Consider the following 17,078-nt stretch of genomic DNA (forward strand, 5'->3'; position numbering starts at 1 on the left):
ACTTATCGAGGGTCATGCCATGCCTGACCACATCCATCTGGTGTTGAGTATTCCACCGAAGTACAGTGTTTCGATGGTGATAGGGTATTTGAAAGGCAAGTCGGCAATTCATATTCACCGTAAGGCCGAAGGGGTCAAGAAAGGTTTTATCGGTCGGCACTTTTGGTCACGTGGTTACTGTGCCAGCACTATCGGCCTGGATGAAGAAATGATCCGGGCGTATGTAAGAGATCAAGAACATCTGGACAAACAAGAGGAGTTGGACTTCACCCAAAACCCTTAGCCCCTTTTAGGGGCTTTCCTCAAGCCACCGGCTCTGCCGGTGGTCATGACTTACTGATTCCGTCGGTTGATTTACGGGTGGGAGCACTCGAGGAGTACAATCGTACCCAAAAACAGAAGGCGCTACAGAGACATAAAAAGCCAAAACCGCGCCCCTGCGTAACCATTTCTCGCCAGTATGGCTGTCTTGGGTATCCTGTTGCAGAGCGTCTCAGTCAGCTGCTGTCAGAAAAGACCGGTGAACAATGGTTACTGATTGACCGGGCCGTGCTTGATGAAGTGGCAAAGCACCATACGATTTCAAAAGACATCCTTGAGAATCTGGGGGAAAAGAACCGTCTTCTGGATGATATACTGGCAACCTTTTCTTCGCGCTGGACCCACAGCCAGGACTGTTTCAGACTACTCTGCAAGCATGTGGTTGGTCTTGCAGAACAGGGTAATGTGATCATCATGGAGCTGGGTGGGGCGATCATAACCAGGCATTTTGAACACTCAAAGCATTTCAGGATCTATGGTTCGATGGATTTTAAGGTGCGTGCCATCGCACAGCGGCTTCATATTGAGTATGAAGCAGCAGAAAAGCTGGTGCTGAAGCAGCAGAAACAACGTGATGCCTTTACAAGGGATTTTCTGGATCAGGACGACCATAATCCTGCTCTGTATGAACTGCTTTTTAATAATGATCGTAATTCCGTTGAAAAAATTGCAGGCACCATAGCGGGGTACGTTGCCGATGAATTGCTATAAAATAATATTGACAATTTACTAGATAGGTATTATTCCTAACTAACTGATGAGAGTCGATCAAAAAACTAGATTACTGGAGGATGCACCAATGGCTAACGGTCCAAAAACTGAGAAAAATCTTCAAGATGCCTTTGCCGGTGAGTCACAGGCAAACCGTAAATATCTGGCGTTTGCCAAGCAGGCCGATAAAGAGGGGTTACCACAGGTAGCCCGTCTGTTCCGTGCAGCTGCAGAGGCAGAAACAGTGCATGCCCATGCGCACCTGAAGGCGCTGGGTGGTATTAACGATACCAAAGCAAACCTGATTGAGGCGATCGGCGGCGAAACCCATGAGTTTAAGGAAATGTACCCACCAATGATCGAAGCAGCAAAAGAAGAGGGGGCCACCGAGGCACTGCGCTCTTTCAGCTATGCCAATACTGTAGAAAAGACCCATGCTGAACTGTACCAGAAGGCCTTTGACACCCTTGGTCAGGCAGGTGAGTCTTTTGATTATTATGTCTGCCCTGTCTGTGGTCATACCCATGAAAAGGCAGCCCCGGAAAAGTGCCCTGTCTGCGGTGTGGCGGCATCCATGTTTATTCAGATCAAATAATCCCTGTTTCTTTCAAGCGGGTTGCCTGTCAGGCGCCCGCTTTTTTTGCGGCTTATTAATAAGTATTTTTATTATATAGGTTAAATTATACTTTTGTTGACATTAATAAAATCTATGAAACACTGAAGTTGTATCTGTCCTGTCCCGGTTCTTCTTTGTCCATCATATAACCAACCATCACAACGAAAGGAGTAGATTGCATGAGTGACAACAGCAAATGCCCGGTAACCGGTAAGTCCAGCAGGCAGGTGGCAGGCGGCGGAACATCCAACCGCGATTGGTGGCCAAACCAGTTGAATCTCCATATTCTTCACCAGCATTCCGCAAAATCAAATCCGCTGGGTAATGAGTTTAACTATGCTGAAGAATTCAAAAAACTTGATCTTGCTGCCATCAAAAAAGATCTCTATGCCCTGATGACAAACTCGCAGGACTGGTGGCCGGCTGACTGGGGTCACTACGGCGGTCTGATGATCCGGATGGCCTGGCACAGTGCCGGTACTTATCGGATGGGGGATGGACGTGGTGGAGCAGGGTCTGGTTCCCAGCGTCTGGCACCCCTTAACAGCTGGCCTGACAACGTGAACCTGGACAAGGCGCGTCGTCTGCTCTGGCCGATCAAGCAGAAGTATGGCCGCAAGATCTCCTGGGCAGACCTGATGATTTTGGCTGGTAACTGCGCGTTGGAATCAATGGGCTTCAAGACCTTTGGGTTTGGCGGCGGCAGAGAAGATGTCTGGGAGCCGGAAGAGGATATCTACTGGGGCGCTGAAGACAAATGGCTGGGTGACAAGCGTTACAGCGGCAAGCGTGACCTTGAAAACCCGCTGGCTGCTGTACAGATGGGCTTGATCTATGTCAACCCGGAAGGGCCGAACGGAGAGCCGATTCCTTCTGAATCTGCCCATGATGTCCGTGAAACATTTGCCAGGATGGCCATGAATGATGAAGAAACAGTGGCTCTTATTGCCGGCGGTCACACCTTTGGTAAATGCCACGGTGCAGGAACAGCAGATCATGTGGGGCCGGAGCCGGAAGGTGCAGGCCTTGCGGAGCAGGGACTGGGCTGGAAGAGCAGTTTCAAGAGTGGCAAAGGTGGCGACACCATCAGTAGCGGCATTGAAGGCGCCTGGAAACCGAACCCCACCACCTGGGATATGGGCTACCTGAAGGTGCTGTTCAAGTATGAGTGGGAACTGGTCAAGAGTCCGGCCGGTGCTCACCAGTGGCTGGCCAAGGATGTGGATGATGAGGATCTGGTGGTGGATGCCCACGACCCTTCCAAGAAGCGGCGTCCCATGATGACCACGGCAGATCTGTCACTCAAATTTGACCCTGTCTATGAAAAAATTGCACGTGGTTATCTTGCAAATCCTGACCAGTTTGCCGATGCCTTTGCCCGGGCCTGGTTCAAGCTGACCCACCGTGATATGGGGCCCCGTTCGCGCTATCTTGGCGCTGAGGTTCCTGCAGAAGAGCTGATCTGGCAGGATCCGGTACCGGCTGTTGACCATGAACTGATCAATGCAAAGGATATCACCGAACTTAAGGCCAGTATTCTTGCTACAGGCCTTTCAATCTCCCAACTGGTTTCCACTGCCTGGGCATCGGCATCCACCTTCCGCGGTTCAGACAAGCGGGGCGGTGCCAATGGCGCACGGATCCGTCTGGCTCCGCAGAAGGATTGGGAGGTCAACCAGCCCGGCCAACTTGCCAAGGTGCTGGAAATCATTGAAGGAATTCAAAGACAGTTTAACAGTATCCAGTCTGGTACTAAAAAAATATCGCTGGCTGATCTGATCGTGCTGGGCGGCTGCGCTGCCATTGAACAGGCAGCCCGAAATGCCGGTCAGACGGTTGTTGTTCCCTTTACAGCGGGGCGCACCGATGCCACTCAGGAACAGACCGATGCAGATTCCTTTAGCGTGCTGGAGCCTAAGGCAGACGGGTTCCGCAATTACCAGAAAGCAAAATATGCGGTAACTACAGAGGAGCTGCTGATTGATCGGGCGCAACTGCTGACCCTGACGGCACCGGAGATGACCGTGCTGATTGGCGGTATGCGTGTCCTAGGTGCCAACTATGGCAATTCGCCACACGGCGTCTTCACCAAGCGGCCGGAGACACTTAGCAATGACTTCTTTGTGAACCTGTTTGATATGGGTACGGCATGGAAACCTGCTTCAGAAGATCAAGAGCTGTTTGAAGGGCGTGATTGTACCAGTGGTGAACTGAAATGGACTGCTTCCCGTGTTGACCTTATCTTCGGCTCCAATTCACAGTTACGGGCCATTGCGGAAGTCTATGGCTGCGAGGATTCTCAGCAGAAGTTCCTGCAGGACTTTGTGGCAGCCTGGAACAAGGTGATGCAGGCAGATCGGTTTGATCTTGCCTGATGATTAACATCTGTTAAGGTTTTGATGAGGGGAGTGACTACAACCTCCCCTCAATTTTCTGAAAGGAGGATATCGGTATGGCAGAAGCAGGACAAGGCTGCGTTAAAGCGGCCGCAGGTCCACTGGCAGCAGCAGCGCCACCACCAATAACAGCATCACAACCAACACAGGAGGGAAAAACCATGACCATAGCACGGGTGGGGCATCAAGCCCCTGATTTTGAGGCCAACGTCTATTTTAACGGCGGCTTCCAGACCATGAGATTATCTGATTACAAAGGAAAGTGGATCGTCCTCTGCTTCTATCCGGGCGATTTCACCTTTGTCTGACCGACTGAACTGACGGCGGTCGCCGTCAAGCATGCAGAACTGAAAGAGCTGGGCGTAGAAAGCTTTGCAGCAAGTACCGATAGCCGCTTTGTCCATAAGATCTGGCAGGCGGAAGAACTATCAAAAATGGTACCCGGCGGGGTGCCGTTTCCGATGATTTCCGATGCCAGTGGTCTGATCGGCCAGGCTTACGGTGTCTTCGAGCCAGCCGCAGGTGTGGATATTCGCGGCAGATTCATCATTGATCCTGATTTTAACATCAGAGCCATGGAAGTGCTGACCCCTGAAGTCGGTCGCAGTGTTACCGAGCTGATCCGTCAGATAAAGGCGTTCCAACATGTCCGTGCCACCGGTGAAGTAATGCCGGCAGGCTGGACACCGGGCAAACCGACCCTGAAGCCGGGGCCGGATCTGGCCGGGAATGTCTGGAAGGAGTGGAAGCCGGAGATGGCTTTTTGATTAACCATACAAAATAACTTAATAAAAATATTACCGCAGAGTACGCAGAGGAATGTATTAAGGACAAGCAATTTGAGTCTTTCTCTGTGGACCTCTGTGTCCTCTGCGGTGAGCAGATTTTTAATGCTTCTGGAGGTTTCTGTGCAGTATCTATCCATTGTCTATCGTTTGTTAATCTCCTTCTGGGTTGGTGGCGCGGCTTTATTTACCTTTGTGCTGACACCGACCCTGTTTAAAAGCTTTGATCGTGACATGGCCGGAACCATTGTTGGTGTCCTGTTCCCCGGTTATTTCAAAACCGGCCTGATCTGTGGTGTCCTGGCATTGGGATGCCTGCTGTTCACCCGTGAAAACCGCTGGCTGTCATCAGCGCTGATCATTGTGGCTATGCTGCTGGTCACCTCGTTGCAGGCCTTTGTGATAGAACCCAAGGCTGCAGCTCTAAAAAAGGATATTCCGTCCTTTGTTACGACCCCTAAAGATCACCCGGCACGGCAGCAGTTCAGAAAGCTGCACGGTATATCTGCGGTCAGTAATCTGGGCGTTATTGGCGGTGGAATCGCTCTTTTAATTCTGTTATACAAGCGCAACACCATGTGAAAGGAGAACAGTACATGTCCAAATCAGTAAAAGGCACCAAGACTGAGCAGAACCTGTTGAAATCATTTGCCGGTGAAAGTCAGGCTCGGAACCGTTATACCTATTTCTCTGCTGCAGCCAAAAAAGAGGGCTATGTTCAGATTGCTGATATCTTTGAAGAAACAGCCAACCAGGAAAAGGAACATGCCAAGCGATTCTTTAAATTTCTGGAAGGGGGCATGGTGGAGATCACCGCCTGTTTTCCGGCCGGTGTGATCGGTACCACAGCCGAGAACCTGCTGGCAGCAGCCAATGGCGAGCATGAAGAACATACTGAGCTGTACCCTGCCTTTGCAGCCGTTGCCAAGGAAGAAGGCTTTGCTGAAATTTCAGCTGTTTGGAATGCAATATCGATAGCAGAGAAACAACATGAGAAGCGCTATCGCGATCTGCTGGCAAACATTGAAGCCGGACGGGTCTTCCAACGTGAAGAGATTGTGGTCTGGCGCTGCCGTAACTGTGGCTACCTGCACAGCAATAAGTCTGCCCCGGAACTGTGTCCGGCCTGCGCCCATCCTCAGGCGCATTTTGAACTGCTGGGAGAGAACTGGTAGCAGTATTCACAGTTTTTATCCGCAGAAATTTCAAGGCCGCCCCGGATTTTTCGGAGCGGCCTTGAGCTTATGCAAACAATCAGTACTCGGTTATTCGTAGTAATTCGGCGGCCCCATGTCACTGGCTCCGGCGCCGCCTTTGCGTGGGTTCTTGCCAAAGGTATGACTGCGCAGGAACAGGTTGCCGGCGGTCTGTCCGGTGTTGGGCATGTACTTCTCAACGGTTATGGACTTGTCATGGCACTTGATGCAGGCATCCTTCTGTACCTTCTTGATCTTTCCTTTACCGGCATGGGGTGAGTGGCAGGTGATGCAGGACACTGTGCCGCTCTGGTAGTGTTTGGACTGCAGGAAACCCTGATACTGCTGATGGTGCTTGGCTTCTTCATAGATGCCGTTCGCCTTGGCATGATCATCAAGCTTGAAGAGACCTTTCAGATCGCCCTTGTATTCGACATTGGCAGGCTGGTTTTCATGAACACCGGGGATGATGGCCTGCTCGGGATACCATTTGGTCCAGTCATCACCAGCCTTGTAGCTATCGCCTACCTTGGGCGCCGGCAGGTCTTCACGGGGATTACCCTGGGCGGTCATGAACTTTTCGTTCTCAATCCGAATATGACAGTAGCCGCAAACCTTGGATTGGGCCTTGATGTCAACATTGGCCGGGTTGAAGATTGTTTTCTTCTTATCAGCACCTTTGGCAGCGATATGCTTGGCACCAGGACCGTGGCAGGCTTCGCAACCGACGTTCATCTCGCTGTAGCTATCCTTGACAGTCCGGCCATGTTTGCCGAATTTCTCGTCATACTCCATGATCCGGTAGCCGGTGGTGTGGCAGGTGCCGCAGTTGGTGTTCCAGTCATTGGCGTTGCCATAGTTTTCCCACTTGCCGGTATAGCGGTTAAACTGTTTGTTCAGGAACTGCAGTCCGCCGGTCTGCTCGTTTTTAACCAGCATTCTTTGCTTCCAGCGTGAGCCAACCACATACTGAACATCTTCAAGCTTGTATTTTGTCTTGGTTACGTTGCCGGTGGTGGGGCCTTCATTGGCGCCATCAGTTGCCCATCGCTCCACAACCTCTTTCAGGATGCCTTCCTTCTTGGTGCGTACCATCTTGCTGTGGTAGGTCTCTTTCCAGCTCTTGTACTCGACAGCGTGGCATTTCTTACATGCATCAGAGCCAACAAACTCCTTTTTCGGGTCAGCGGCAAACGCCTGTGCCGCCAGCAGGGTTACGCAGCCTGCCAACATCAGTGTTATCATTTTCTTCATGGTGTCCTCCTTCACCTGATTAAGGTTCCCTGGAACGCTGAAAAAATCGTTAACTACTGTGTAACAAGTTGCTTTGAAAAGGACAACTGACGCTTTTCTGACATCTTTGTCAGGAAACAGGAAAGGAGATGTTGTAAGAGTTATAGTGTGTTACGAAGCTGGTCCGCCTGGGTAAAGTAGCCACGGTAGCCCTGCAGCAGGATCAGGAAGGCGGTGATGGCCACGCTGGCGGTAATGGCGCACATGATGGCGATCTGATAGCGCACGGCCAGCATCGGTTCGGTGCCGGACAGGATCTGGCCGGTCATCATGCCGGGCAGGGCCACAATGCCGGTGGCAGCCATGGTGTTCATGGTGGGGATCAGGGCGGCCCGGTAGGCGGTGCGCAGGGCCGGTTCAGCCGCCTGACGGGCGGTTGCCCCCAGACAGAGGGCGGTCTCCAGCTCATCGTGACGTTCCCGCATCTCGGAAGTCAGCCGTTCTGCTGCCAGACTGGCGCCGTTCATGGAGTTGCCGATGATCATCCCGGCCAGGGGGATCAGGTAGCGCGGGTCATACCAGGGGGAATAGCCCACCACCAGCAGGCAGAAGTAAAAGGTGACTCCGCCGCAGCCGATCATGATGGAGCTGCCCATGATCCGGTAAAAGTGGGGCATGCGCTGTTTGATGCGAGAGCCCATCACCTGCAGTGAAAAACCGGTCATGGTCAACAGGATCAGGATTACCATCAGAGGCGAACGGACCGTAAAGACCAGCTGCAACAGGTAGCCGACAGCCAGCAGTTGCACCACCATTCGTAGCGAGGCCCAAAGCATCTGACGCTCCTGGCCGATCTGCCTGAAGTGGGCCAGACTGACCGAAAGCAGGATCAGGGCGTAGGCGTAGACCAGCTGGATCAGGTCGAGGTGTAGCAAGGTTTTGTCTGACATCTGAATAGTCCTTGAAAATCAGGTTTCACGCAACGGCGCAACGACGCAACGAAAGGCTATATTGCAGGCATACCGTTTGCTACCCGTTTGATGCCATCCTTTAGAAGGTTGTCGCCGAAATTGATCAGTAATCCCAGTTTACAGCCTGTTAGACGAAGATAGGTCAGGAGCTGTTTGCTATGGACCGGTTGCAACCGTTCGACAGATTTTAATTCGAGGATCAGTTTGTTTTCCACAATCAGATCTGCACGGAACCCTTCATTAAAAGTAAGTCCCTGAAACATGACCGGTACTGCAACCTGCCGCTCAACAAACAGTCCCTTGTCAGCCAACAGCTTTGCCAACACGGCTTCATAAACACTTTCCAGCAGACCTGGGCCAAGTTCACGGTGGATCAGAAAAGATGCATCCATTACTTTTGCGGCAAGTTCATTTTCATGCATGACGATTAACCCTTAAAATCAGATTTCACGCAACGACACAACACAATGAAAAATGTTAAGAATGAGTGCTGTAAACTGTATTAATTTATAAGTTATATTTGCATATCTTTGTGAGTTATTTCTGTTTTTTGAATTATGTCTCTTTGTTTTGGTTTTCCGTAGCGTCGTTGCGTCGTTGCGTGAGTCATGCTTCTTGCTCGTCCGGTTCGGCAAGAAATGTCCGCAGACCTTCACTCTGTGGCTGTGCAAACAGCTCTGCAGTTTTGCCTGCCTCCACAATCCGTCCGGCTTCAAGATAGACGGTCTGGTCGCTGATACGCCGTGCCAGACGCAGGTCGTGGGTGACCATGATCACGGCCAGCCCTTCAGAGCGGCAGATTTCCAACAGAGTCTGTCCCAGGCTGTCGGTGGTGGGGCGGTCAAGGGCGCTGGTCGGTTCATCCAGCAGCAGCAGTTCCGGCCGGTTGATCAGCGCCCGGGCCAGGTTGACCCGCTGCTGTTCGCCACCGGAAAGGGTGCGGGCATCCCGCTGCAGATAGTCAGGTGAAAGGCGGGCAAGACCGATACTGCGTAACACCTCTGGATGCTCTGCTCCGGGCAACGCTTCTTTGCGGTATCTGAACGGTTGTTGCAGGTTATCCAGTACCGTGCCTTCAAACATAAAGGCCTTTTGCAGCATCATACCAACCCGTTGCCGCAACAGTGGAGGTGGCAGTTCACGGATATCCCGGCCTGCCAGAAGGATCTGGCCGTCTGACGGATCTTCCAGCCGGTTGATCAACCGGATCAAAGAGCTTTTACCGCCACCGGACGGGCCGATAACTGCTGTCAATTCACCGGCCTGACATGACCAGGTGATGTCGGTCAGAAAGTTTCTGGCCGTTGTCAGCTGCTGCAGTTGAAGCATTGGAGTAGGAAGAGAAGGTATCATGGCGCTGTTATACCATGATCATTGGCAGCGGAATCAACTGTCTTGTTTTGGTGATGGGAAAACAACCCTGAACAGGGCACCGCCAACAGGATTGTCAAGAATTGTTACCAGACCATCATGGGCTTCAATAGCGGCCTTGGTGATGGATAAGCCAAGCCCGGCGCCCCCTTTTTCACGGGATCTGCCATTATCCAGACGGTAAAACCGGTCAAAAACCTTTTCCTTTTCAGCATCAGGGATGCCGGAGCCATTGTCTCCAACTTCTACAACCGTGCTTCCATCAGCTTCCCGGAACAGTTTTACCGTGATGGTGGTCTGTTCAGGCGAGTACTTGATTGCATTATCCACCAGGTTTAAAAAGGCCCTTCGCAGCATGCATGCATCGGCTGAAAGATGAAGGCTCGTCAGGCGTTCAAAGCTGATCTCCTGTTGTTTTTCTTCTGCCAGAACAGAAAGAAATTCAATGACATCAGCTAAAAGATTGCCAAGCTCTGCCGGTTCTTTGTGAAGCGCGCTACCGTCAGCACGGCTTAACAACAACAGTGACTCAACCGTTTGCGCCAGACGGTCAGTTTCCTCAAGCATGCTTCCAATGGTTTCACGGCATTCAGGGCTGATATCCTGCTGTTGCAAGGCGGTCTCACCAATGCTGCGGATGGCAGTTAAAGGTGTACGCAGCTCATGGGAGGCATCGGCAGTAAAGCACCGTAATCGCTCAAATGATTCTTCAAGTCGGCTGAAGGTCAGATTGAAGACGGTTGCCAGGGTTGCAAACTCGTTTTCTTCGTTATTTACCGGTAGTCGAGCTGAGAGATTTTCTGCGCTAATCTCTTGTGCCTTTGCGGTGATCGTGGTTATCGGTGAAAGCACCCGTCCGGCAATCAGATAGCCGACAACCAGTGAGAGCGCCACAGATACCGGAAAGGCCAAAAGGATTATCAACGCCAGGGTATTGAGTGTGCGTTGGTAATTACTCTCTTCATGGGCCACCACCACCTGATACAGTTTTTCGCCAAGGGGAAACAATTGGCTCTGGACTCTATACAGACGCCTGGACGGTGTTGTGATTGATTTGGGCTGCGCAGCAAAATCCCCCCCATCAAGCAGGCCTGTAAGTTCAGAATTTTTCCACTGCTCTGAAGCAACCAGATCACGGTTACCGTCCCGTACCCGGAATATATGTACCGGCCCCATGCTGGCCAATTTGAGCAGACCGGCTTGGTCGTGGAGCAGATAGCCAGACACCGTTGCCAGATCTTTATGCAGGTGGTTGTTAATCTGGCTGATCAGCATCCTCTGCACAAAAACATAGATACCGATAGAAAAGATCAGTACGGTTGCGATCAAGGCGGCACCGTACAGCAGCGTAAAGCGAATGCGGAGGTTACTAAGTCGCAGCATGATCGTCACTGGCAGTTGCCATGAAGCCGACACCGCGGATGGTGCGGATCAGTTTAAGGGGAAAGGGGTCGTCAACCTTGCGACGCAGGCGGGCAATGTTGACATCAATCACGTTATCCAGTGGCGTGGAGCGTTCACGCACCTTCCAGACATCATGGGCCAGCATCTCCCGGGAAACAACATGGCCTTGATGTTTCAACAGGTAGGCCAGCAGTTCAAATTCCCGGCTGGTCAGGTCCAGTAGCTGTTCATTGCGCAGGGCCTGATGGGTCGGCAGGTGCAGTTCAAGATCAGCAAGAGCCAGCGGTTTTTCTGTTTCATGCTTGCCACGCCGTAGCAACAGGCGCATCCGGGCAAGCAGTTCTGGAAAAGCAAACGGTTTAACCAGATAGTCATCCGCGCCGCTGTCCAGCCCCAGCACCCGATCCTCCACCGTATCACGCCCGGTCAGTACCAGCACCGGCAGAGAAAAGCCTTTATCCCGTATGGTTTTAAGCACTTCAAGGCCATCACGGCCCGGCAGCATCAGGTCCAGCAGCATCAGATCAAATGACTCACTGTTCAGACAGAAGAATCCCTCTTCACCACTGGAAACGGCGATAACCTCATAGCCTTCAGTCTCCAGGCCACGCTTGAGAGCGTCGGCAATTTTGCGTTCGTCTTCCACAACCAGGACGCGCATGGCATTCTCCTTAATGTCTCATTTGTAGCAGGCAGACGCTAACAATGCAACTGACTGAATCCTGACATTTCCGTAAGAAAGACTACCCATTAACACGTACTTTGTTGTTGTAATGTTTCGTCTGGTTGTACGGTTGTTTTGGATACCTGGTTCAAGCCATCTGGATTTCTTGTTGTTTTGAGCTATGCTATGCAGTGTATTGTAAGGACATTTGTGAAAGGTACCGGCATGATCATCAATGATTTCTCCATCACCATAGCCACGGTCAATGGCGCTGGCAGCCAGACTGCCAACAATACGCTGCTGCGGGCCATCCACAAGATGGGGGTGCCGGTCAGCGGTAAAAACATCTTCCCTTCCAATATTCAGGGCTTACCCACCTGGTTTACCATTCGGGTGAGCAAGGATGGCTACCTTGGTCGGCGCGAACAGGCAGAAGTGGTGGTGGCGATCAACAAGGCGTCAATCCTGGAAGATATCCAGACCCTGGCATCAGGGGGCATCTGCCTCTATCCGGATGATCTGCAACTGCCGATTAGCCGTGAAGATGTGACCTTTTACCCGATGCCGGTTAATGAGCTGGTGAAACAGTCTGGAGCTGAGGCCAGACTGAAACCCTATGTTGCCAACATGGTCTATGTTGGCACACTGGCCTGTCTGCTGGCTATTGATCTGCAGGAGATTGAGTCAGCGTTGGCATATCACTTTAAGGGTAAACAGAAGGCTCTGGAGCTGAACTTTGCCACAGCCAAAGCTGCCTATGACTGGGCACAGGTTCATCTTGTCAAAACAGATCCGTTTCAGGTTGAACGGATGAACAGGACTGAAGGGACCTTCCTGATTGATGGCAACAGTTCGGCTGCCCTGGGTGCGGTGTTTGGCGGGGTACAATTTGTGGCCTGGTATCCGATCACCCCCTCAACCTCGATTGTGGATCATCTGAGTGAGTTTCTGCCAAAGCTGCGTCAGGATGCCGAGGGGAACGCCAGCTACGCGATCATACAGGCCGAGGATGAACTGGCTGTGATCGGCATGGTGGTTGGGGCAGGGTGGGCCGGTGCTCGCGCTATGACGGCCACGTCAGGGCCGGGGCTGTCGCTGATGACTGAGTTTGCAGGCTATGCCTACTTTGCGGAAATACCGGCGGTGATTTGGGACGTGCAGCGGATGGGGCCATCAACCGGCCTGCCGACCCGCACGGCCCAGGATGATATTCTGGCTGCCTACACCCTGGGGCATGGCGATGGCAGGCATGTCTGCCTGATCCCCGGATCAGTGGCTGAGTGTTTCGAGTTTGGCTTCACGGCCCTTGATCTGGCTGAACGGTTGCAAACCCTGGTGATTGTGCTGAGCGACCTTGATCTGGGTCTGAACCTCTGGCCCACCAAGCCTTTTGACTATCCTGAAAAGCCGCTTGATCGGGGCAAGGTGCTCTCTGCTGACGACCTTACCCGTTTGCAGGGAGAGTGGCAGCGCTATGCTGATGTTGATGGAGATGGTGTCTGTTACCGTACCCTGCCAGGTACCAATCATCCAGCAGCAGCCTATTTTACCCGTGGCACCGGCCACAATCAGTCTGCAGGCTACAGTGAACGACCTGAAGACTGGTCAGCCAACCTGGCACGCCTGGCGAAAAAACATGACCATGCCCGCACACTGGTCCCAGCGCCGATTGTTGATCTGAAGGATGGCGCTGAGATCGGGTTGATCGCCTACGGCACCAGCGATTCTGCCCTGCAGGAGGCACGGGATCTGCTGCAGGCTGGCGGCAGAGCAACATCCTATCTGCGCTTGCGTGCCTTGCCGCTGGAGAGCCAGCTGGCTGAATTTATCAAAAAGCACAAGCGTCTGTATGTTGTTGAAAACAATCTGGATGGTCAGATGCGTGCCTTGATTCAGCTGCACGTACCTTCTGATGCTGACCGGATCGTCTCTATTGCCAAATGTGATGGACTTCCCCTGACAGCTCGCTGGATCTGTGAAGCAATCAAGGCCCATGAAGCAAAGGAGCAGCCATGACCACCACTGCCACCACCCCATCACCTGTTGTCAACCGGATCGGCCTGAGCAGGGCAGAGTACACCGGTTCCAGCTCAACACTTTGCAACGGCTGCGGTCACTATGCCATTGCCAATGTCATCATTGATGCAGTCTACAGCCTTGGTCTTGACCCGACCCGGATTGCCAAGATCAGCGGTATCGGCTGTTCCAGCAAGAGCCCGGCCTACTTTTTGGGACGTTCCCACAGCATCAACAGCCTGCATGGGAGGATGCCGTCAATTGCCACCGGCGCAACCACCGTTAACAAGGATCTGATCGCCATCGGTGTCAGCGGTGACGGCGATACCGGCTCCATCGGTCTGGGGCAGTTCAAGCACCTGATCCGCCGCAATGTGGATATGGTCTACCTGATTGAAAACAACGGCGTCTATGGTTTGACCAAGGGGCAGCTCTCTGCCACCGCAGACCTGGGGCAGAAGCAGAGACATGGCGGTCTGAACGAGATACCGCCCCTTGATCTCTGCCTTGAGGCGATTATTGCCGGTTGCGGCTTTGTTGCCCGGTCATTTGCCGGTGATCCCAAGCAGCTGCAGATGCTGATCAAGGCAGCATTTTCCCATCGTGGCACAGCCGTGCTGAACATCATCAGCCCCTGTGTCAGCTTCAACAACGGTGAGGGTTCAACCAAAAGCTATGTCTGGGGAAGGGAACATGAACTGCCACTGCATGAGATAAACTTCATTCCGCTGGAGCATGATCAGATCCAGGTAGACTATGAACCTGGTACGATTCAGGACCTGGCGATGCATGATGGTTCAATCATCCGTCTGAAAAAGACAGATCAGGAGTATGACCCTACTGATCGGATGGCTGCCATCAGCCTGTTGGAGGAAGAACGGTCAGGCCAGCTGTTTACCACCGGCCTGCTGTATATCAATGAAGAGCGGAAAACCGCTGTAGAACGTGAAAAACTGGTTGATCAACCACTGGTGCATCTGCCCAGCCAGCTGTTGCGACCGCCACGGCTAGCACTGGATGCGGTTATGGCTGACTATCTGTAATGCTAAATGATGATCACTGATTAGTATTATTATTTTACCGTACGGTAATTTATATTTACTATCCTGCCTTAAGCTGATAGATAGTACCGTACGGTAATATTGTGTTCCCGTGTACTGTTGTCGTTAAATTAATTACCGTACGGGAGTGTTATGGACGCTAAAACGCTCGGAGCTATCATTCGCACACAACGGAAGTCAAAGCACCTGACCATTGCCGAACTTGCCGCGCACTGTAATGTTGGCGACCGCTTTATATCTGAGCTTGAAAATGGCAAGGAGACTATTGAAATCGGCAAGGCGCTGAAGGTAATCAAACGCCTCAATCTTGTGCTGACAATAATCCCGACAGATACTGGTGTTCAAGAGTGATGGCTATGCTGCATGTTTACTTCGATGGTCGCTATGTTGCTGATCTCTGGCTTGAGAACAAAAGCTACTGCTTCCGTTACAGAGGGCTGGACGTTCCTGCCATCTCGCTTACGCTGCCGGTGCGGGTAGCACCGTATCTGCACGACGAGGCAAAGTCGTATTTTGCAAACCTGCTTCCAGAAGGGGAGGCCCGCACTGCCATTGAAATGCGTCTGGGGATTTCCCGGGGTGATGACTATGCCCTGCTACGGCGCATTGGTGGCGATTGTACCGGAGCTGTCACAGTTTTTCCGCATGGCGTACAACCCTCTGCCACACCAACCTACGCGCCACTTTCTCCCGCAGAGCTGATACAGCTTGTCCAGGAACTGCCCAGAAACCCTTTGTATACCGGTCATGGTGGCGCTGTCAGACTTTCCCTGCCCGGCGTACAACACAAGATGGCCTTGTATGTAGAGAACGGGACATTCCATCTCCCTGAAAACGGAGCACCCTCATCTCACATTATGAAGGTTCCGATCACCACCGTTCCCGGTGTTGCAGGTACGGTGGAGAATGAGACCTTCACCATGACACTGGCACGTATGGCGGGCCTCAATGTGCCGGATGTAACGCTGCAAACCATTGGCAGCACTCCTGTGTTTCTGACCAGGAGATTTGATAGGTATCAGGATGCAAACGGCATTCTCCGTCGTATCCTTCAGGAAGATCTCTGTCAGCTTATGGGGCTTGAGCCTACCATTAAATATCAAAATGCAGGCGGCCCGAGCCTGGAAGATTGTGCAAACATAATCCGCAGGTACAGCGCTGACAGTCTGGCGGATATTGAGCAGCTGATCAGGTGGGCCTTGTTCAATCTGGTGGTCGGCAATGCAGATGCCCATGCAAAAAATATCGCCCTAATGCAGCACCATGGCATTATCCGTCTGGCCCCTTTTTATGATCTTTTATCCACATCGGTCTATGGAAAAAGCCTTGATAGCGGTCTTGCCATGAGCATCGGCAGGGAGTATGAACCAGAAAAAATCAGTCGGGAGAATATTTCCCAATGTGCAGAGTTTATTGATGTCAAGCTGCGCCTTGTGCAGAAGGCGGGAAGAGACCTGATAGAGCGGATAACGTCAACTGTCGGCAGTACGGTGCAGTTGCATCAGAAATCCTACGGCGAACATAGTGTGGTGCAGGCAATTGCAGATCAGGCGGTGAAAAGAGCCAAGGCATTGGATAATCTGCTCTGACCGCCGGATTCAGCCGGAATACGCAATTGAGTGATATCATGCTGACGGGGCACGGCACTTGCTATGTCTGCTATGTGAGTAGATTAGTAGAGAACGAGCCAGCGTCAATTAAATATACTGTCCCAGAATTTCTAGAATTTCTCGACGCTACGCCATAAAAACAACATCTTGTATAAACCTGGCCTCTCACCTAACGGCTTAAACAGCATATTTCGGTAAGTGATTGGTTTTCGTTGCGGGCGTTGCGGCTTTGCGTGAGTAACTGCCGTTTTAGGATCAATATTCCCAATGTTTCCAATGCGTAAAAGGCAAATCCCCTTGACACCGCCTGTGTAGTTGTATACAAAAATTTAATCTAAAAACCCACCCAAGCGAGCCTGCCCGATGCACAGCACAGAATGGCGTAGTATGCCAATAAACGCCTTTAATTGAAGGTTTTCAGTAAACCACCGGCTCTGCCGGTGAGACTTGAAAAGGCTCTGCCGTTCCAGCGATAGTTCCTCCTGAGGAAAGCCCCTAAAGGCAATCAACAGGAGGAACTGCCATGCGAGAGTGGCAAAGTTTAGCCCATGTAAAATGGGAGTGCAAATATCATGTTGTGATCGTGCCGAAATACCGTAAGAAGGTTCTTTACGGCAGGCTTCGAGGAGAAGTTGGCAAAATCATCCGTCAGTTATGTCGGCAGAAGGAAGTTGAACTTATCGAGGGTCATGCCATGCCTGACCACATCCATCTGGTGTTGAG

General features: G+C 51.9%; 18 protein-coding genes. 12 read left to right on the forward strand and 6 right to left on the reverse strand.

Annotated features, from left to right (window positions below; translation table 11 throughout):
- The 7 genes from tnpA (B5D39_RS16250) to rbr all read left to right on the forward strand — a co-directional run.
- Nucleotides 1–283: IS200/IS605 family transposase (gene tnpA / locus B5D39_RS16250; RefSeq protein WP_139366821.1), on the forward strand; the 283-nt coding region annotated here is incomplete at its 5' end.
- A gap of 77 nt (nucleotides 284–360) precedes the next feature.
- Complete coding sequence (locus B5D39_RS16255; protein WP_244161446.1) at nucleotides 361–1,032, forward strand: cytidylate kinase-like family protein; 672 nt, start codon at nucleotides 361–363, stop codon at nucleotides 1,030–1,032.
- 88 nt (nucleotides 1,033–1,120) lie between these two features.
- Nucleotides 1,121–1,627 (forward strand): rubrerythrin family protein, encoded by a 507-nt coding sequence (locus B5D39_RS16260; protein ID WP_078791557.1) that lies wholly within the window; start codon nucleotides 1,121–1,123, stop codon nucleotides 1,625–1,627.
- A 200-nt stretch (nucleotides 1,628–1,827) separates the two neighbouring features.
- On the forward strand, nucleotides 1,828–4,023 hold the full coding sequence (katG, locus tag B5D39_RS16265; protein ID WP_078791558.1) for a catalase/peroxidase HPI: 2,196 nt from the start codon (nucleotides 1,828–1,830) through the stop codon (nucleotides 4,021–4,023).
- A gap of 77 nt (nucleotides 4,024–4,100) precedes the next feature.
- Nucleotides 4,101–4,811: a thioredoxin-dependent peroxiredoxin gene (gene prxU, locus B5D39_RS16270; protein ID WP_078791559.1), complete on the forward strand. Its 711-nt coding sequence runs from the start codon at nucleotides 4,101–4,103 to the stop codon at nucleotides 4,809–4,811.
- A 141-nt stretch (nucleotides 4,812–4,952) separates the two neighbouring features.
- Nucleotides 4,953–5,411, forward strand: a complete 459-nt coding sequence (locus B5D39_RS16275; protein WP_078791571.1) for a DUF4149 domain-containing protein — start codon at nucleotides 4,953–4,955, stop codon at nucleotides 5,409–5,411.
- 14 nt (nucleotides 5,412–5,425) lie between these two features.
- Nucleotides 5,426–6,004: a rubrerythrin gene (gene rbr / locus B5D39_RS16280; RefSeq protein WP_078791560.1), complete on the forward strand. Its 579-nt coding sequence runs from the start codon at nucleotides 5,426–5,428 to the stop codon at nucleotides 6,002–6,004.
- A gap of 90 nt (nucleotides 6,005–6,094) precedes the next feature.
- On the opposite strand, the gene B5D39_RS16285 is transcribed toward rbr, so the two are convergent.
- From B5D39_RS16285 to B5D39_RS16310, 6 genes are all read right to left on the reverse strand, one after another.
- The gene (locus tag B5D39_RS16285; protein WP_078791561.1) at nucleotides 6,095–7,279 is read right to left on the reverse strand and encodes a multiheme c-type cytochrome; all 1,185 of its coding nucleotides are present in this window, start codon (nucleotides 7,277–7,279) and stop codon (nucleotides 6,095–6,097) included.
- Between the two features lie 140 nt (nucleotides 7,280–7,419).
- Nucleotides 7,420–8,208 carry an ABC transporter permease gene (locus B5D39_RS16290; protein ID WP_078791562.1) on the reverse strand — a complete coding sequence of 263 codons (789 nt, stop codon included), beginning with the start codon at nucleotides 8,206–8,208 and terminating at the stop codon, nucleotides 7,420–7,422.
- A 56-nt stretch (nucleotides 8,209–8,264) separates the two neighbouring features.
- Complete coding sequence (locus B5D39_RS16295) at nucleotides 8,265–8,651, reverse strand: GxxExxY protein (protein ID WP_078791563.1); 387 nt, start codon at nucleotides 8,649–8,651, stop codon at nucleotides 8,265–8,267.
- 184 nt (nucleotides 8,652–8,835) lie between these two features.
- A complete protein-coding gene (locus tag B5D39_RS16300; protein WP_244161448.1) occupies nucleotides 8,836–9,558 on the reverse strand; it encodes an ABC transporter ATP-binding protein in 723 nt (240 codons plus the stop codon).
- Nucleotides 9,559–9,615: 57 nt separating this feature from the next.
- Nucleotides 9,616–10,983 carry an ATP-binding protein gene (locus tag B5D39_RS16305; RefSeq protein ID WP_078791565.1) on the reverse strand — a complete coding sequence of 456 codons (1,368 nt, stop codon included), beginning with the start codon at nucleotides 10,981–10,983 and terminating at the stop codon, nucleotides 9,616–9,618.
- The gene (locus B5D39_RS16310; protein ID WP_078791566.1) at nucleotides 10,970–11,665 is read right to left on the reverse strand and encodes a response regulator; all 696 of its coding nucleotides are present in this window, start codon (nucleotides 11,663–11,665) and stop codon (nucleotides 10,970–10,972) included. The genes B5D39_RS16305 and B5D39_RS16310 overlap by 14 nt, the downstream gene beginning before the upstream one ends.
- A 228-nt stretch (nucleotides 11,666–11,893) precedes the next feature.
- On the opposite strand from B5D39_RS16310, the gene B5D39_RS16315 reads away from it, so the two are divergent.
- From B5D39_RS16315 to tnpA (B5D39_RS16335), 5 genes are all read left to right on the forward strand, one after another.
- Nucleotides 11,894–13,684, forward strand: coding sequence for a 2-oxoacid:acceptor oxidoreductase subunit alpha (locus tag B5D39_RS16315; protein ID WP_244161449.1), 1,791 nt, complete (start codon nucleotides 11,894–11,896; stop codon nucleotides 13,682–13,684).
- Nucleotides 13,681–14,727 carry a 2-oxoacid:ferredoxin oxidoreductase subunit beta gene (locus B5D39_RS16320; protein WP_078791568.1) on the forward strand — a complete coding sequence of 349 codons (1,047 nt, stop codon included), beginning with the start codon at nucleotides 13,681–13,683 and terminating at the stop codon, nucleotides 14,725–14,727. The genes B5D39_RS16315 and B5D39_RS16320 overlap by 4 nt, the downstream gene beginning before the upstream one ends.
- 150 nt (nucleotides 14,728–14,877) lie before the next feature.
- Nucleotides 14,878–15,096, forward strand: a complete 219-nt coding sequence (locus B5D39_RS16325) for a helix-turn-helix domain-containing protein (RefSeq protein ID WP_078791569.1) — start codon at nucleotides 14,878–14,880, stop codon at nucleotides 15,094–15,096.
- Nucleotides 15,096–16,334: a type II toxin-antitoxin system HipA family toxin gene (locus B5D39_RS16330; protein ID WP_078791570.1), complete on the forward strand. Its 1,239-nt coding sequence runs from the start codon at nucleotides 15,096–15,098 to the stop codon at nucleotides 16,332–16,334. The genes B5D39_RS16325 and B5D39_RS16330 overlap by 1 nt, the downstream gene beginning before the upstream one ends.
- Before the next feature lie 544 nt (nucleotides 16,335–16,878).
- Nucleotides 16,879–17,078 (forward strand): IS200/IS605 family transposase (tnpA, locus tag B5D39_RS16335; RefSeq protein WP_139366656.1); only part of this gene is annotated, 200 nt, incomplete at its 3' end.

Source organism: Trichlorobacter thiogenes, from assembly GCF_900167465.1.
GTDB lineage: Bacteria > Desulfobacterota > Desulfuromonadia > Geobacterales > Pseudopelobacteraceae > Trichlorobacter > Trichlorobacter thiogenes.

Bases quoted from the DNA above. Each gene is read 5' to 3' on its own strand.
- B5D39_RS16260 (WP_078791557.1), top strand. From the start codon at position 1,121: ATGGCTAACGGTCCAAAAACTGAGAAAAATCTTCAAGATGCCTTTGCC.
- katG (WP_078791558.1), top strand. From the start codon at position 1,828: ATGAGTGACAACAGCAAATGCCCGGTAACCGGTAAGTCCAGCAGGCAG.
- rbr (WP_078791560.1), top strand. From the start codon at position 5,426: ATGTCCAAATCAGTAAAAGGCACCAAGACTGAGCAGAACCTGTTGAAA.
- B5D39_RS16285 (WP_078791561.1), bottom strand. From the start codon at position 7,279: ATGAAGAAAATGATAACACTGATGTTGGCAGGCTGCGTAACCCTGCTG.
- B5D39_RS16290 (WP_078791562.1), bottom strand. From the start codon at position 8,208: ATGTCAGACAAAACCTTGCTACACCTCGACCTGATCCAGCTGGTCTAC.
- B5D39_RS16295 (WP_078791563.1), bottom strand. From the start codon at position 8,651: ATGCATGAAAATGAACTTGCCGCAAAAGTAATGGATGCATCTTTTCTG.
- B5D39_RS16300 (WP_244161448.1), bottom strand. From the start codon at position 9,558: ATGCTTCAACTGCAGCAGCTGACAACGGCCAGAAACTTTCTGACCGAC.
- B5D39_RS16305 (WP_078791565.1), bottom strand. From the start codon at position 10,983: ATGCTGCGACTTAGTAACCTCCGCATTCGCTTTACGCTGCTGTACGGT.
- B5D39_RS16310 (WP_078791566.1), bottom strand. From the start codon at position 11,665: ATGCGCGTCCTGGTTGTGGAAGACGAACGCAAAATTGCCGACGCTCTC.
- B5D39_RS16315 (WP_244161449.1), top strand. From the start codon at position 11,894: ATGATCATCAATGATTTCTCCATCACCATAGCCACGGTCAATGGCGCT.
- B5D39_RS16320 (WP_078791568.1), top strand. From the start codon at position 13,681: ATGACCACCACTGCCACCACCCCATCACCTGTTGTCAACCGGATCGGC.
- B5D39_RS16325 (WP_078791569.1), top strand. From the start codon at position 14,878: ATGGACGCTAAAACGCTCGGAGCTATCATTCGCACACAACGGAAGTCA.
- B5D39_RS16330 (WP_078791570.1), top strand. From the start codon at position 15,096: ATGGCTATGCTGCATGTTTACTTCGATGGTCGCTATGTTGCTGATCTC.